A 16,612-nucleotide genomic window follows, 5' to 3' on the forward strand; every position below is an offset into this window, starting at 1 on the left:
AACTTATGGAAAAGTATTTCTTATACGATGAACATCTCGGAATTGAAATTCCGCATTTACAAGAAGACTGGGAAGATATCCCCGAAAAAATGCAACATGCGATTTTATTAAAATGGGAACAAGTTCGCGGAAAGATTCCTGATCGTATAAAAGAACTCGAACATTATATTAATACAAAACAGCATCATTTAAATAACGAAGAAGACTTCGAAATTTCTTGCAAACTGAATTCAGAAATTGCCGATCTCGCTTCCATCATTAATGACCTTTGGCTTTGGTATCGACTCACTCAAAATGTATCTGAGGGGAAAGCACACCAATAAAAAAAGCATGCCCCTCAATTACTTTGGGTCATGCTTTTTTGTCGTAACACGATTTACAATATATCTCTTGTGCTGTCTTCGCCAAACACACATCAAATGGGCCAACTAATATACTTCTCTCTTTCGGTAACTTTACAAAAGCAACGAGCTCTTCTTCATATTGAATCTTTTTCTGACATGAAACACATGTTAATTCTTTTCTTTTAAACATGTCTTTTAGCATATTCTCACTTCCCCTTTCATCCATCTATATTAATATACTCTCATAATAGTTAAGACTTGTAAAAAAATGACACATTCCAAAGTGAACGATTCATATACTATGTACAAAAGGAGGCCTTACACTTATGCGCGCTTTCGTTATTATCGCGTTAACTTTTTTCAGTGTGATTAGCTGGGATGCGTTTTTTAAAGATAAAAATGATGATAAAAATACAACTGAATAGAAACTCTTCTTTTCTTACTTATTGGACAAACTAAAAAACTTTCCAATTCTCCAAAATAACTTAGGCTTTTCTACAAAAATATTTAAACATAACAATTTTTGTAGATTTCCTCCGTTTATTGTCGGTTTCCATCCGCATACATTTTTTGAAAGTATGATATAATAATATAAATCTTGAAGGAAGGGATTTTGATATCATGATCGCTCGAAGGAGCATGTGGCATCGTATTGACGAATCATACACGTAGCGTATTTTCCAGCTCAGATACTTTAGTCTAGCGAAAAAAATACGAGAGTGGGGAAATTATGATTGCCCGAAGGATAATTTGGCAAAAAAAAGACTCTTCTTACACATAGCGTTTTGTTTAGGGCTTAATTGTTACTAGCTAAACAAAACAAAGAAGAGCAGGATTGCTAAATGAAGAATCCTACTCCACGTTTTGTTTAGTCGTTTTAAGACTTAAACTAAAACGAAAGTAGGGAGAATTGATGGACGAGAGGATTATTCGTTATTTCTTCAGCGACATATAGCGTAGTTAGTTTTTTCGTAAACTAACTGAAGCTACATGTGAGCTCGTAGTTAGTTTACAACACAAAAAGGACTACTAACTACGGAAAGAAGGAATAACGATGAGGAACATCCAAAGTCGACAAATTATTAAAGAAGTTTTTATGGTTTTAATCGGTTCATTTATTTTAGCAGCAGCGCTATATCACATTCACTTCCAAAACCACTTAACAGAAGGTGGCTTTGTAGGTATCGCACTATTCATCCAAAATTTTTATGATATTTCACCATCTATCTCAACTGTAATGATGGATATCCCAATTATTTTACTATGTGCGTCATTGTTAGGTAGAAAAATGGTTGGCTATTCATTTTTAGGTTCAATTTCATTCGGAGTATTTTATTCTCTTATGGAAAATTATTCTCCATTTACGGTCGATTTATCAAACAATTTATTTATAGCTGCAGTAGTTGGCGGTGCGTTAGCTGGTATTGGACTCGGTTTTATATTGCGATTTGGCGGTGCAACCGGTGGAGACGATATTTTAACAATTGTATTAAGTAAAAAAACACGTTTTACAATTGGGCAAATTTTCTTCGTCTTTGACGCGATTGTTCTTGCGCTTTCATTATATTATTTAAATTGGACAGAAATTGCTTTTACTATTCTTTCGATTGCCGTACAGGCAAAAACATTGGATTTAATTTATTATCCAAAAACAGAAAAAGCAGAAGAAAAGCAGCCAGTATCTCTTCCAATGTCCAAAAAGCATGCAACAAATTAAAAAAGCGAAAGGCTTCGGCCTCTCGCTTTTTTTATGCCCGTTTTTCCTTCTCGACTATGTGGCGTACTTGATAAAATCTATTTGCAAATTCAGTAACGTTTCTTGTTAAACGATAATTTACTGTAGACCCGATTGCCATTCCAATTACCGGAATACCTTGGAATAATTTACGACGAAGAGCATAAATCGAAAATGTTTTCAAAATTTGTTTTAGCACAACTTCAGTAGAAGCTGGTTGTAACACCGCTTCGTCTCCTTCGTAGAAGAACGAATCTTCTTGCTCTAACTCTTGCAGTAAATTGTACCATGCGTATTGCTGAAGTCTTCCTGGTAGTAATGACGCATGAAAGACCTTTAACGCAAGCATCATTTCATAAGGCTTGTTCACATCATGCCCAAATGACGTTGCAATAAGTTGGACAGCCTTCACATTTAACGCAATCATAACCGGAAAATCAGCTGTTAATAATAATAAACCTCCAGCACCCGTTGCTCCGCCTTGTACGAATGAATATAGGCGATGGCGTGCTGTTTGCTGCTCTGCTATGTATGTTAATTGATCAATAGATAATGCTTTTAAATCCTCTAGTTGCTCAATCGATTCATCAAATAATCTCGATGTTCCTAAAATACGATTACGCGCATCTAACTGTGATTGTGAACTTTGAATCAATGCATGCAAATGAAAGAGCCATCCATCTGCTTTCGTAAAGAAATCTTTTCGTTTTTTCTCAGGTAGTTTCGCAATTGTAGTATGTACCCATTTATCAAACAGTTTTTGAAAATCAGTCGCTTCTTGCTCAACTAATTGCGATTCCCATTCTTTTATATTGTCTAAAATGGCTTGTTCTCGCTTCGATCGCATCGTAACAACCACCTCGTTCGATTTTTTTCTATTGTAACATATTTCTGCTTATTCTTTGCAAATATGCTTGTCTATCTTTATTCACACACTATTTTTTCACAACATAAAATATTAACAAAAAAGGATGAGATAAATCACATGAATCTATCCGATATAAAAAAAGAATATCATGCAGTATTCAGTTTAGGACAAAACTGTTGGCCTGCTTGGGCGTTATATCAATTCAAATTATCACCATTTTTTGGCGTTATTGATTTTATGCTAAGCCCATCATTAGAAAAGGTGAATATATTATTACAAAATCGATTTGACCGTTTTTTACAGTTAGAAAACTTATCCTTCATCTCATTTTGGGATGATGGTGCGAAATTAAGACTACGGGACAATCTATATGAAATCGACTCCTGCCACGACTTTAAAACAGATGTAAACACACCAACTTCTTGGCCTTCTTATACAGAAATTAAGTTAAATTATGAGCATCGTATTACTCGTTTTCTAAATACAATTGAAACGGCACAATCTATATTGTTTATTAGAACTGGAGGAACATACGAAGAAGCACGTTCCTTGGAACACATTTTATCTCAAATCGTTACACATACATTCTCTGTCCTATTACTCATTCCTGAAGATGTACCAACTGTTACGGAAGAAGATTGGGGATTGCAAAATATTTGCGTTATAAAATGTCCTATTATGCATGTATTTCAGTACAATGAAGCATTTTGGAATGACTTATTTGATGGGATTACGATTAGACCACATCCTTAAATACATGGCACTTTTTATTACAAAACACATTATAATCATCCTTATATAGAATAAATAAGGAGTGATTGTATATGTATCCACGTGCAAAAGCTTTCGGTCTTGCTATACATCACGAGCGGCTTCTCGTACAAGAATATCATACAGGCGATGAAACATATTACCGGCCTCTTGGCGGTTCAATTGAACTTGGTGAAAAATCAGCACATACGATTATTCGTGAATTTCAAGAAGAGCTTCATACAGAAGTGGAAATCACCGATTATTTAGGTTGCTTAGAAAATATCTTTCATCTTGATGGAGAAATTGCTCATGAAATCATTCAACTATATTCTTTACGCTTATTAGACACATCACTATATGGAATGGAAAAAGTGAAGATACAAGATGAGCAAACAGTATCATATGCGAAATGGATTCCCATTACAGCATTCATTCAAGAGAAAAAAGCACTGTATCCAGATGGAATTTTAAACTATATTCAAAAGAAAAAAGACGAAATCCTATAGGATCTCGTCTTTCTTTTCATATAGTATATTAACCAATATCCCCAAGACGTAGTACGTCACGAGCGATCATAACTTCTTCGTCAGTTGGAATTACAATAATTTTTACTGGAGAATGTGGGAAGTTGATGAATGCTTCCTCACCGAATACGTTATTGCGTTTTGCATCGAAGTATACGCCCATGTACTCAAGGCCTTCTAATACGCGTTCACGAATAATCGCACTGTTTTCACCTACACCAGCTGTAAAGATGATTGCGTCTACACCTTTCATACGAGCAGTGTAAGAACCGATGTATTTGTGGATACGGCTTACGAATACGTCAAGTGCTACTTTCGCACGGTGGTCGCCTTCTTCTTCTTTCGCAATGATGTCACGTAGGTCACTAGAGAAACCAGTAAGACCTAACATACCACTCTTCTTGTTTAATACGTTAACCACTTCTTCTACTGTTTGACCTGTTTTTTCCATGATGTATGGAATTAACGCAGGGTCAAGGTTACCAGAACGTGTACCCATTGTTACACCAGCAAGTGGAGTGAAGCCCATAGAAGTATCGATAGATTTACCGCCTTCTACTGCTGCGATACTTGCACCGTTACCTAAGTGACAAGACAGTAAGCTTAAGCTTTCAAGTGGACGACCTAATAGCTCAGCTGCACGCTCAGTTACATATTTATGAGAAGTTCCGTGGAAACCGTATTTACGGATACCGAATTTTTCATAGTACTCATATGGTAAGCTGTATAGGAATGCAGATTCCGGCATTGTTTGGTGGAATGCTGTATCGAATACTGCTACTGCTGGTACGTTTGGTAATACTTCTTGGAATGCTTTAATACCAACAACGTTTGCTGGGTTGTGAAGTGGTGCTAAATCGCTTAATTCTTCGATATCAGCTAATACTTCATCAGTAATTAGAACAGAGTCAGCAAATTTTTCGCCGCCGTGAACAACACGGTGACCGATACCGCCAATCTCATCTAGAGATTTAACGATTCCGTTTTCAGTTAATTTTTTAAGAAGCATATTAACTGCTACTGCGTGATCTGGAATGTTTGTAATTTCTTTTTGTTTTTCGCCATCTACAGTAATAGTGAAGATACTATCTTCTAAACCGATACGTTCTACTAAACCTTTTGTTAATACTGTTTCACTTGGCATTTCAAATAATTGGAATTTTAAGGAAGAGCTTCCTGCGTTAATCGCGATGATTTTTGACATCTAGTCTTTCGCCCCTTTTTCTCTTGGTAGTTGTGTGGATGTTTCCACAAACCGCTCGATTTTATCTGATCAAATTTACTAAATATGAAAACGTTTCATCATTAGCAAATTTTATACTCACGATTTTAATTTAAACATCGTACGACATATATTTCAAGTGAAAAAATTGTAACACCAAGAAAAAAAATATATTACAGATTTCAAAAAAATTCAGTTAAATCTTGTATATATTTAAAAATATGACATATCATATAAAACTGTACTACATGAATTACTAACCCTGTTACATATACCTAGCCTTATTTATGCGTTGCAAACCAAGTATTTAATTGGTCCATAATGTCCTCCATCGCCTTCATGTTGGAGAATTTAGGTAACTCCACTAATAACGCCTGTTTTGGCATCGTTACACTAGGGCCTTTCTTTTGGAGAACAAATATACTTTTTGCATTTTTCTCGTTTTTAAACATGGAAACAGGTAGCTGTAATAACCCCTGAATAAAGCATGTTTCTTTAATAAATGCATGCAATTTCGGTGCTTGATCACTTTCAAAAATGAAGTTCGGCACTAAGAAGAATAAGTATCCGCCTTCTTTCGTATGCTTCACACTTTGTTCAATAAATAGGTGGTGGGCATATGACATTCCTTCATCTGCTTTTAACTTATATTCACTTGCACCGATTTCATTTGGATAGTAACCAACCGGTAAGTCTGAAACGACTGCATCAACTGGATCGATATAAAGCGGTGCTAGTCCATCTTGATGGAAGAATTCGATTGCATGCTTTTGTAAATTCGCATTTACTAAAGCAAGTTTAATTAGCACTTCGTCCACTTCTACACCAAATCCACTCATTGTTAGTCCTTCTTTGGCACTATTAAATACGGTAGTCATTAAGTTACCTGTTCCAATTGCAGGGTCTAACACAGTAATTTCATTTTGACCTTGCATAAATTTATGGAATAAGTAGCTCATGAACATACCAACTGCATCAGGCGTCATTTCGTGATTCGCTTGTACGCCTTCTTTCATTCCTTTTAAGATGGCTAACTGAAATGCTTTACGAATTTCTTCACCTTTATATGTTTCTTCATTAAACGTACTATATTCACGATTCAGCCTTTCAATTGCTGATTCTGATAATTCCTCTTGTAAAATCGCTCCTTCAAACAAGTTATCACCTGTTTCTACAAGCGCCTCTAAATATGTTACATCTAATTCTTTACGTAAAACTACCGCAGAAGAATCAAAAATAGAAAATAATGTTTCTACTGTCTGACTCACGTACATTCCTCCTTCTCTCTTTTACACATAACTTATATCATACCACAAAGTGTTTTTTTCCAAAAAGAAAAAGCGACCTCCTACAAAGAGCTCCCCTTTAAGTTATATATGATATAACGTTTTTTCTCATATATCGATGCCGTTACAGAGCAATATATGAGAAAAAACGACCTCTTTATAAGAGGCCATTTCTTTTGCATTATTTTGCAGCTTTAGCTGCTTCTAATGCTGCTTCATAGTTTGGATGGCTTGTACCTTCGCTTACGTATTCTACGTAAACTACTTTGTCATTGCTATCTACTACGAATACTGCACGAGCAAGTAAACGAAGCTCTTTCATTACTAAGCCGTAAGCTTCACCGAATGAAAGGTCACGGTGGTCAGAAAGTGTAACAACATTTTCTAAACCGTTTGCTGCACACCAGCGTTTTTGAGCGAATGGTAAATCAGCGCTAATTGTTAATACTTTCGCGTTTTCAATACCTGCTGCATCTTGGTTAAAACGACGTGTTTGTGCATCACATACACCTGTGTCGATTGAAGGTACAACACTAATTAATTTCACTTCGCCTTTGTATGTTTCTAAACTTACTGGAGATAAGTCATTTGCTAACACTTGGAAGTTTGGCGCTTGATCGCCAACTTTAACTTCTGTTCCAACTAAAGTCATTGGGTTACCTTTAAAAGTTACGTTTGCCACTTGAAAATCCTCCCTTATTTAAACAAAATATGTACAATGTAAATGATAGTTTGTCCCTATCGATAATGCAAATAAAATCGCTTTATTTACAAAAAAATTAAAGAAGCTAATCCATTGATCAGCTTCTTTATTCATTAAATTTGAAATTCCGGATCGTCTTCTTTTCGTTTATCCATCATTTCTTTCACTTTATCAACAGCTTGTGGCGCTAATTCAATTATTTTATCGATGACGTGTGTTTGCTTATCTAAATGTAACACTTTTACGCCTTCTCCATTTATAACGAGAAAAGCAACAGGATTAATAGAAACTCCTCCACCACTTCCCCCGCCAAATGGATGACGGCCTGAATGTTCTATTTTACCAAATTCACTTCCACCAGCGGCAAATCCGAAGCTAACTTTTGAAACGGTAAGAATTACACTTCCATCAGCAGCTTTAATTGGATCGCCTACAATTGTATTTACATCAGTCATTTGTTTTAAATGCTGCATTGCGGTTGTCATTAAACCTTGAATTGGATGGTCCATTCTATATCCCCCCTTATGCTTGAACAGATTTTTCAGTCGTACCAGATCTTTGTTTTCTCATAAACGCGATTAATTTAATACCTGTTTTTATAGCACGGAATATACGAAAGGATGCTGTTAATTCACATCTTGACGCAAACCCTTTCCCTTGAAAAACAGGAGTAATTTCAAATTCTGGTACGTCGACAATATGCATATATTGTCCTACAACTCCAGCAGCCATTCCTTTTGTCCCCCATGCATATCCGGTAACAATTCCAGTACTAGCTGCATCACCTGCACCAATTTGCGTGTGCCATCTCCAACCATTGATTTTCACTCGTTTGAGAAAATCTTTAACGATAGTATGAACTTCTTGCAGCTTTTTTATCAGTTCCCCAATGCTATCAAGTTGTGCCATAATTTTATTATCGAGCCCGCCATCCTCTTCAGCTTTTTCGATTTTTTGCCCGGTTTTCTTCTGTTGCTTCTCAATTCTTTCCAACACATCAAATGTATAGCGAATCATCCATATTTTCACTTGAAACAAACATTGCTTTTCCATTTCTGAATATAAAAATGTCACTTTAAGCTTTATTTTCGACAATAGTATAAGCAAAATAAAAAGGAGAAGAATTATTATTCCAATTACGAACCACTTCATACGTATCATCCTTTCACTCCGTACCCATTATCGACAACTTTATTCATCATTAAACAGAGTTTTATAAGATTGAATATAAAAATTTTTCTAAAAATAAAAAGGTATTTTGACAATTTATATCGAAATATATTATTTGAACATATCATCAGGGAACGGACTCTAATGATATGTAGTACGAAGCATAGAAAATTTAACTGCAGTGGAGGGATACATAATGGCAGATCGTCGCAATTTATTTTTCTTTTATGGTGATGACAAAGCAAAGCTCGTTGAAAAAATGAAACCAATCTATCGTATTTTAGAAGAGAATGGATTTACCATATTAGATCATCCAAAAAATGCAAACGCTATCGTCAGTGTTGGAGATGATGCAACTTTCTTACAAGCCGTTCGTAAAACTGGTTTTAGGGAAGATTGTTTATACGCAGGAATTTCTACGAAAGATGAAATTTCATTCTACTGCGATTTCCATATTGATCACGTTGATACAGCCCTTCAAGAAATTACAAAAAATGAAATTGAAGTGCGAAAATATCCAACAATTGAGGTAGATGTAGATGGCAGTACATCCTTCCATTGTTTAAATGAGTTCTCATTACGTTCTAGCATTATTAAAACGTTCGTTGTAGATGTTCACGTTGATGATTTATATTTCGAAACATTTAGAGGCGATGGTTTAGTTGTCTCTACTCCAACAGGAAGTACAGCTTACAATAAATCGTTACGTGGTGCAGTTGTTGATCCGCTTATCCCTTGCTTCCAAGTAAGTGAATTAGCATCTTTAAATAACAACACATACCGTACACTTGGTTCACCGTTCATTTTAAATCACGAACGTACATTAACTTTAAAACTAAGACCAGACGGTAACGATTATCCTGTTATCGGTATGGATAATGAAGCGCTTAGCATTAAACAAGTGGAAAAAGCTGTTGTACGCTTAAGCGATAAACAAATTAAAACAGTTAAATTAAAAAACAACTCTTTCTGGGAAAAAGTACAGAGAACGTTTTTATAGTATTAAAATAACCGTAGAATTATGGTGGCCCATAATTCTACGGTTATTTATTTACCCCTATTGGCGCGAACAACAACCTCTCGCTATCCGGCCGTTATTCTTGTCAGTTTTTGTCGGTAAGTCAATATATTTCAATAATCGCTGATATATTTCGAGTTACGGTCGATATATTCCGATAATCGCTGATATATTTTTACTCATCTTTTCTATAGACGACTCGGCCATCTATTATGGTCATTTCTGCTTGTACTTCTTTTATTTCTTCTGCCTCTATTTCAAAAATATTGCGGTCTAATATCGTAAAGTCCGCTTCATATCCTTTTGTAATTTGCCCTCGCTTCGCTTCTTTTCCAATTGCATAGGCACTTCCTGTTGTAAATAAAGAGACAGCCTCATATGCCGTTAGCCTTTCCTCTGGCATATAGCACACACCGTCAATAAAACTTCTACGTGTAACAGCGCTATATATGCCTAGAAACGGATTCACTTGCTCAATTGGAGCATCCGAGCCCCCGTTACAGTGTAATCCTGCTTCCAGTAACGTCTTCCAAGCGTACGCATAACGAAGACGTTGCTCACCTAGTTTTTCAATGACTGATGGAAAATCCGATGAAACAAAGACTGGTTGTATATCAATAATGGCTTGTAAGTTTTTCATTCTTTCAATCAACTCTTCACGAGCTAGCTGACAATGAATAATGCGGTCACGTAATCCTTCTGCTGGCGGATACAATTCAAGTGCATCAATGACATATTCAAGCGATAAGTCACCGATAGTATGAATCGCAACCGGCATATGTAAGTCTCGTGCTTTTTTCACTAACTCTGCAAGCTCTTCACGTGAGAAGATTGCAACACCATTTGTTTCCTTTGCATCTTCATACGGTTCACTTAATAAAGCTGTTCTTCCGCCAAAAGAACCGTCAGAAAAAATTTTCATTGCCCCAAATTCAATATAATGCTCATTTTCATATTCTTTTCGTTCATGTGCTACTTCATGGTGAACGAGTAAATGTGCTTTAAATGGCATTTCCTTTATAACATGAGAAAACGCATTGTGCGTTTTTCTAAAACCACCGTAATAATTTAAATCTTCCGTATGCCCACCAACGAGACCATATTGCCAACAATCTTTAATCGCTGTTTGCAGAGCTCTTTGTAAATAGGCTTCATCAATTTCAGGCTGCACATGTTTAATTAATTCTTGTCCTTGTTCATATAAAAGCCCTGTTAACATATTTGATGAATCATGGCCAATTTTCCCACCTTTTGGATCTTCTGTCGCTTCTGTTATATTTGCTTCTTGCAGTATGTATGAATTCACCCATGTAACGTGACGGCAAACTCTCTTTAATAAAATGGGATGTTCTTTCGAAATTCCATCTAAATCACGCGCGTGAACATCTTTCGTATCTGTAAAGTTATTCTCATTCCAACCTTCTCCAATAATCCAAGAACCTTTTGGTGCTTCTTCTACGCGCTTCCGAACGAGAGTCAGCACTTCGCTATAAGATGTGCAGTTTGATAAATCTAGACGAAGTAATCTCTCCCCGTGACCAATAAGATGCATATGGCTATCAACAAGGCCTGGAATCATCGTTTTGTCTTCTAAATCGTACAATGTAACCGCAGCATATCGGTTTTCTAACTCTTCTTTACTTCCAACATCAACAATCATACCGTTTTCAACGTAAACAGCGTCCACTTTTTCATTTTCTTCTCTCATTGTGTAAATGGTGCCGCCATACCAAATTTCCCCCATATATTTCATCTCCTTTATTTTTTATTGTATAAAAAAAAGCACCATTTCAAAACATGGTGCTTTTCTAAACATTACTTTTGTTCAGTAGTAGACGTTGTAATTTGCCACTCAATGCTAAATTTATCTTTTACTTGTCCGTATGCTGGGCTCCAGAACGTTTCTTGAAGTGGCATAATAACTTCGCCACCTTCTTGTAACTTGTTGAATACTTCTTTCGCTTTTTCTGCATTACTAATTTGAATTGCGATTGTTACTTGAGATCCAATTGCATGCCCTTTACCTGGGAATGTATCAGAAATCATAAGGGCCGTATTACCAACTTTTAAAGTAGCATGTAAAACGCGCTCTTTTGCTTCAGCTGGAACCGGGTATTCTGGATTTTCAGGCATGTCACCAAACGTTTGCATGACTTCTACTTTTGCATCTAACGCCTCTTTATAAAACTGTACAGCTTCTTGCCCACTACCATCTAAAACTAAGTACGGATTAATACCTAAAATCATACGGACACCTCTTCTTTTTAATTTATAAAACCGAACTTACGTTCGTTTCTATAATATCATATGCTTAATACTTCGTTCAACTATTTATTTCACTATTTTCAACATTATTTTGAAGGAATCTCCATCTCTTGTTTTCTAAGTTCAATACGGCGAATTTTTCCGGAAATCGTTTTTGGTAGTTCGTCTACAAATTCAATTTTGCGAGGGTATTTATATGGTGCAGTGAGTTCTTTGACGTGTTGTTGAAGTATTGGAATTAATGTTTCTTCGCTCTTTTCTATATTCTCTCTTAATACGATGAATGCCTTCACGACACTTCCGCGAATTTCATCAGGGCTTGCGACAACTGCACATTCTCTTACGTATGGATGTTTTACAAGTGCATCTTCTACTTCAAACGGCCCGATTGTATAACCAGAGCTAATAATAATATCATCACCGCGTCCTTCAAACCAGAAATAGCCGTCTTCATCTTTCTTCGCTTTATCACCGGTAATATAATAATCACCGCGGAATTGCATCGCTGTGCGCTCATCGTCTTTGTAGTATTGTTTAAAGAGGGCTGGCGTTTCAATGTGAACTGCAATATCACCAACCTCGCCTACTTTAACTGGAACACCTTCCTCATTTACGATATCAACGTGGTTACCTGGCGTTGGTTTTCCCATTGATCCTGGTCTAATATCCATCCCTTTCATTACACCAACAAGCAATGTATTTTCCGTTTGTCCATAGCCGTCTCTCACTGTAATATGAAAGTGCTTTTGGAACGTTTCAATGACTTCTCTATTTAACGGCTCACCTGCGGATACAGCACTATGTAACGCCTCTAAATTGTACTGGCTTAAGTCTTCTACTTTTGCCATTAATCTATACTCAGTCGGCGTACAACAAAGCACATTCACCTTATTATCGTCTAATAAATTTAAATACGTTTTTGGTTCAAACTTACCGTGGTATACAAATCCTATTGCCCCTGAGCCTAGAGTTGCTAAAAACGGGCTCCAAATCCACTTTTGCCAGCCTGGACTAGCCGTCGCCCACACAACATCATTCTCTTCAATTCCGAGCCAATTTGGAGCGCTCGTACGTAAATGAGCGTATGCCCACGCATGCGTATGAACAACACCTTTTGGATTTCCTGTCGTTCCTGACGTGTAAGATAAAAAGACCATATCTTCTTTATCTGTCTTCGCCATTTCTAACATATCACTCTCTTTTTCTAACGCTGTTTTTAAATTAATCCATCCATCTACTGACTGCTCGCTCAGAACGAATTTTTGAAGAGAGTCCATCGCTTCTATATCATCAAACTGTCCAATGTACGGCTCATAACTTACGATTGCTTTTACTTCCCCGTGTCCAATACGGTATTCGATATCCTTTTTACGTAACATTTCTGAACTCGGAATTACGACAAACCCTGCTTTAATCGCAGCGATATACGTCATGTATGCTTCAATTAAACGAGGCATCATAATGAGGAGCTTGTCCCCTTTTTGCAGACCACTCTTTATAAAAGCGTTTCCAATTTTATTTGCACCTTTCATTAACTCAGCGTATGTAACTTCTCGTCGATTCCCTTTATCATCTTGCCAAATTAAAGCAAGCTTCTCTTTATCGCCTGTATATTTCTCTATTTCAGAAACTAAATTATAAGACGGCGGTGCCAACAATTCTTCTCTCTTCATAAACATCCTCCTTTTTCTTTATGCCTCCCTTATATAATAAAGAATTTTCTGTAAATTTTGAACCCTCTTCTTTTGACAAATTTTTCAGTTCTGTCGAATTGGTAAATGAAATTATATCGAGAGTTTTTCAAATATATCTAACACAACTTGGAATATATTAACGAAAATTAAATATATCGACTTACCGACAAATAGTGACATAACACAAAAAAGAAAGAGCGGGAGAACCCGCTCTTTCTAAGCCATCATATGGGATTATTTTTGGTAACCGCCTAATTGTTGCTCAGCTAGTGAAACTAGACGTTTAGTGATTTCACCACCAACAGAACCGTTAGCGCGAGCTGTTGCATCAGCTCCAAGTTGAACACCAAACTCTTGAGCGATTTCGTATTTCATTTGGTCTAATGCTGATTCAGCACCAGGAACCGCTAATTTATTTGTGCTACGTGACATGTTATATCACCTCCTTGTGAGTATAGAGTGTGATAAATAACATGACTTCATACACGTTTTAGATATGGTAATTTATGGTTTTAGAAAAGTTCTTCGAATTTTTCTTCTTCCGCCACTACTTCTACCGTTTGTAATACCATTGTTTCTTTGTTTGCTACAGCTTCATCGATTAATGGTGTGAAATCGTATTTCGCTTCAAAACGATTCGCTTTTTCACGCTTCGGCTTCGTCGCTGGGCTTGCTGGTGTAAATACTGTACAGCAATCTTCATACGGACGAATTGAAATTTCATATGTGCCGATTTCTTCAGCGATTTTAATAATCTCTAATTTATCCATCGTAATAAGCGGACGAATAACTGGATAGTTTGTTACTTCGTTAATCGTATGCATACTATCTAATGTTTGACTTGCTACTTGTCCAAGACTTTCACCAGTCGTGATTGCAAGTGCGTTACGCTCCTCTGCGATACGCTCTGTAATACGCATCATCATACGGCGCATAACTGTCATTGAATAGCTAGATGGGATTTCTTTATTAATCGTTTTTTGCACTTCTGTAAATGGAACAAGGTGAAGTGTTACACGTTTACAGTATTTCGTTAACTCTTGTGCTAAATCGATTACTTTTTGTTTCGCGCGCTCACTTGTGAAAGGTGGGCTATGGAAGTGAACTGCTTCCACAGATACGCCGCGTTTCATCGTTAAGTACGCTGCTACTGGGCTATCGATACCACCAGAAAGAAGTACCATTACTTTTCCGCCAACGCCAACTGGTAAACCGCCAGCTCCCATACGCTCATCGCACATAATATAGCTATAACCACTGCGAATTTCTACACGTACATTTACATCTGGATTATGAACATCTACAGTAATATCTTCTGTATTTTCTAGAATGTGTCCACCAATCTCAGGTAATAATTCCATCGTTCTCATTGGGAAATGCTTATAAGAACGGTGTACAGTAATTTTAAATGTTTTCACATCGCCTTTTACTTGTAAGAAAGCTGCTAATGCACCTTTTTTAATATCTTCTAATTCTGATGGTACTTTCATCGCTAAGTTAAACTTATGAATACCAAATACATCTTTCAATCTTTCAGATACCGCTTCATGATCTTCGCCATTTAATTGGATATACATACGGTCATGTGTTGCATCGATTTTAATATTCGGGAATTTTTTCAGTTTGAACTTCACGTTATCTTTTAATGTGCTTACAAATTTAGAACGGTTCTTACCTTTAGTCGTCATCTCTCCATAACGAACTAAAATATATTCATATGTCATCATATTCCTTTACCTCATCACTTCATATAATTTTGGCATCGTTTCTTTCACAATACCTTCAAATTGCTTTACTTCTTCCATCGTGTTTTCTGGCGCCAAACTAATGCGAATAGCACTTGCAGCAGCGGCATGCGGTACTCCCATTGACACTAACACTCTGCTCACTTCATTTGCTTTTGAAGAACAAGCAGATTTCGTTGATACATATACACCGTGCTCTTCTAAAGCATGAACGACCACTTCTGGTTTTAAACCTACAAATGATACATTTAAAATGTGCGGTGCTGCATATGCAAGCGACGTATTAATCGTTACATCTTCCATTTCTTTAAAGAAACGAACAAGCTCTGCTTGTAAACTTTGCAAATGAGCTACCTTTTCTTTCACTTGCTCCATTGTCATGCGAAGTGCTTTCACCATCGCTACAATGCCAGGTAAGTTCTCTGTACCAGAGCGATACTTCAGCTCTTGTTGACCACCTGATAAAATTGGATCTAACCTTACGCCATCACGTACATAAAGAAGACCCGTTCCTTTTACACTGTGGAATTTATGTCCAGATATTGAGCAAAGATCAATATGAGAAGCGTATAAATTAAGCGGTACTTTTCCTATCCCTTGTACATGGTCCACATGGAATCTTATTTTCGGATAATTCGATAATAACGTTCCAATTTCAGCAACAGGCTGAATTGCTCCAGTCTCGTTGTTCACGTGAATAATTGACACAAGAATCGTATCTTCACGAAGCGCTCGTTTTACATCCTCTACCGATACAACACCATGCTCATTAACCGGTAAATATGTTACATCAAAACCGAGATCTTCTAATTGTTTATATGCTTCAAACACAGACGCGTGTTCAATATTTGTTGTAATGATATGTTTACCGCGCGAACGATTCCTCATCGCTATTCCTTTAATCGCAAGGTTATTCCCTTCCGTTCCACCTGATGTGAAAATAATTTCAGAAGGCTTAACGTGAAGAAGCTGCGCTGCAATTGTTCTTGATTGTGTTAATAGACGCTCTGCCTCTCCTCCAAGCGAATGAATAGAAGAAGGATTCCCAAAATATTTCCCCGCAACCGTTACGTACGATTGAAGAGCTTCTGGATATGGCTTTGTCGTCGCACTATTATCAAAATAGATCATCGTTCTTCCCCTTTCAGCGCTGTCACATCATATAATCATATCACAAATACGTGTCATTACGCTAAGACTACTCAAAGGTTCCGTTATATTTTAAAACGAATAACCTTACTGTATTCCGCTCTTCATTATAGCAACATCGCCTGCAAAATTACAC

At 36.8% G+C, this 16,612-nt stretch carries 18 protein-coding genes; 5 read left to right on the forward strand and 13 right to left on the reverse strand.

The window, feature by feature from the left end; all coding sequences use genetic code 11:
* Positions 1 to 5 precede the first annotated feature (5 nt).
* Positions 6 to 323, forward strand: a complete 318-nt coding sequence (locus MR079_RS06040) for a hypothetical protein (protein ID WP_000417213.1) — start codon at positions 6 to 8, stop codon at positions 321 to 323.
* 28 nt (positions 324 to 351) lie between these two features.
* Here the strand turns inward: MR079_RS06040 and MR079_RS06045 are convergent, their stop codons facing one another.
* Positions 352 to 546, reverse strand: coding sequence for a hypothetical protein (locus MR079_RS06045; RefSeq protein WP_000910292.1), 195 nt, complete (start codon positions 544 to 546; stop codon positions 352 to 354).
* An 852-nt stretch (positions 547 to 1,398) separates the two neighbouring features.
* On the opposite strand from MR079_RS06045, the gene MR079_RS06050 reads away from it, so the two are divergent.
* Positions 1,399 to 2,061: a YitT family protein gene (locus tag MR079_RS06050; protein ID WP_242293721.1), complete on the forward strand. Its 663-nt coding sequence runs from the start codon at positions 1,399 to 1,401 to the stop codon at positions 2,059 to 2,061.
* Between the two features lie 31 nt (positions 2,062 to 2,092).
* Here MR079_RS06050 and MR079_RS06055 read toward each other — a convergent pair whose 3' ends face one another.
* A complete protein-coding gene (locus MR079_RS06055; protein ID WP_087954100.1) occupies positions 2,093 to 2,926 on the reverse strand; it encodes an EcsC family protein in 834 nt (277 codons plus the stop codon).
* A gap of 138 nt (positions 2,927 to 3,064) precedes the next feature.
* Between MR079_RS06055 and MR079_RS06060 the strand changes: the two genes are divergently transcribed.
* The gene (locus MR079_RS06060; RefSeq protein ID WP_139866438.1) at positions 3,065 to 3,700 is read left to right on the forward strand and encodes a DUF1796 family putative cysteine peptidase; all 636 of its coding nucleotides are present in this window, start codon (positions 3,065 to 3,067) and stop codon (positions 3,698 to 3,700) included.
* Positions 3,701 to 3,771: 71 nt separating this feature from the next.
* The gene (locus MR079_RS06065) at positions 3,772 to 4,206 is read left to right on the forward strand and encodes an NUDIX hydrolase (RefSeq protein ID WP_139866437.1); all 435 of its coding nucleotides are present in this window, start codon (positions 3,772 to 3,774) and stop codon (positions 4,204 to 4,206) included.
* A gap of 28 nt (positions 4,207 to 4,234) precedes the next feature.
* On the opposite strand, the gene ackA is transcribed toward MR079_RS06065, so the two are convergent.
* The 5 genes from ackA to MR079_RS06090 form a co-directional block, all read right to left on the reverse strand.
* Positions 4,235 to 5,428 (reverse strand): acetate kinase, encoded by a 1,194-nt coding sequence (ackA, locus tag MR079_RS06070; protein WP_000034580.1) that lies wholly within the window; start codon positions 5,426 to 5,428, stop codon positions 4,235 to 4,237.
* A gap of 299 nt (positions 5,429 to 5,727) precedes the next feature.
* Positions 5,728 to 6,714 (reverse strand): class I SAM-dependent methyltransferase, encoded by a 987-nt coding sequence (locus tag MR079_RS06075; RefSeq protein WP_139866436.1) that lies wholly within the window; start codon positions 6,712 to 6,714, stop codon positions 5,728 to 5,730.
* A gap of 199 nt (positions 6,715 to 6,913) precedes the next feature.
* Positions 6,914 to 7,414 carry a thiol peroxidase gene (gene tpx / locus MR079_RS06080; RefSeq protein WP_000024528.1) on the reverse strand — a complete coding sequence of 167 codons (501 nt, stop codon included), beginning with the start codon at positions 7,412 to 7,414 and terminating at the stop codon, positions 6,914 to 6,916.
* 134 nt (positions 7,415 to 7,548) lie between these two features.
* Positions 7,549 to 7,944, reverse strand: coding sequence for a GerW family sporulation protein (gene ytfJ, locus MR079_RS06085; RefSeq protein WP_000350002.1), 396 nt, complete (start codon positions 7,942 to 7,944; stop codon positions 7,549 to 7,551).
* Between the two features lie 13 nt (positions 7,945 to 7,957).
* Entirely contained in the window at positions 7,958 to 8,596 is a 639-nt protein-coding gene (locus MR079_RS06090) for a DUF2953 domain-containing protein (protein ID WP_139866435.1), read from the reverse strand.
* Between the two features lie 205 nt (positions 8,597 to 8,801).
* On the opposite strand from MR079_RS06090, the gene MR079_RS06095 reads away from it, so the two are divergent.
* The gene (locus MR079_RS06095) at positions 8,802 to 9,605 is read left to right on the forward strand and encodes an NAD kinase (protein ID WP_000785168.1); all 804 of its coding nucleotides are present in this window, start codon (positions 8,802 to 8,804) and stop codon (positions 9,603 to 9,605) included.
* A 193-nt stretch (positions 9,606 to 9,798) separates the two neighbouring features.
* Here MR079_RS06095 and MR079_RS06100 read toward each other — a convergent pair whose 3' ends face one another.
* The 6 genes from MR079_RS06100 to MR079_RS06125 form a co-directional block, all read right to left on the reverse strand.
* Complete coding sequence (locus MR079_RS06100; RefSeq protein WP_242293722.1) at positions 9,799 to 11,367, reverse strand: amidohydrolase; 1,569 nt, start codon at positions 11,365 to 11,367, stop codon at positions 9,799 to 9,801.
* A 71-nt stretch (positions 11,368 to 11,438) separates the two neighbouring features.
* A complete protein-coding gene (locus MR079_RS06105) occupies positions 11,439 to 11,870 on the reverse strand; it encodes a VOC family protein (protein WP_242293723.1) in 432 nt (143 codons plus the stop codon).
* 104 nt (positions 11,871 to 11,974) lie between these two features.
* Positions 11,975 to 13,561, reverse strand: coding sequence for an acyl-CoA synthetase MbcS (gene mbcS, locus MR079_RS06110; RefSeq protein ID WP_242293724.1), 1,587 nt, complete (start codon positions 13,559 to 13,561; stop codon positions 11,975 to 11,977).
* A gap of 255 nt (positions 13,562 to 13,816) precedes the next feature.
* A complete protein-coding gene (locus MR079_RS06115) occupies positions 13,817 to 14,014 on the reverse strand; it encodes an alpha/beta-type small acid-soluble spore protein (RefSeq protein ID WP_000091640.1) in 198 nt (65 codons plus the stop codon).
* Positions 14,015 to 14,094: 80 nt separating this feature from the next.
* Positions 14,095 to 15,309, reverse strand: a complete 1,215-nt coding sequence (gene thiI, locus MR079_RS06120) for a tRNA uracil 4-sulfurtransferase ThiI (RefSeq protein ID WP_000989288.1) — start codon at positions 15,307 to 15,309, stop codon at positions 14,095 to 14,097.
* A gap of 6 nt (positions 15,310 to 15,315) precedes the next feature.
* Positions 15,316 to 16,458, reverse strand: a complete 1,143-nt coding sequence (locus MR079_RS06125) for a cysteine desulfurase family protein (RefSeq protein ID WP_000638965.1) — start codon at positions 16,456 to 16,458, stop codon at positions 15,316 to 15,318.
* Positions 16,459 to 16,612: the final 154 nt, after the last annotated feature.

Origin of the sequence: Bacillus cereus group sp. BfR-BA-01381 (assembly GCF_022663555.1) — a bacterium.
GTDB lineage: Bacteria > Bacillota > Bacilli > Bacillales > Bacillaceae_G > Bacillus_A > Bacillus_A pacificus.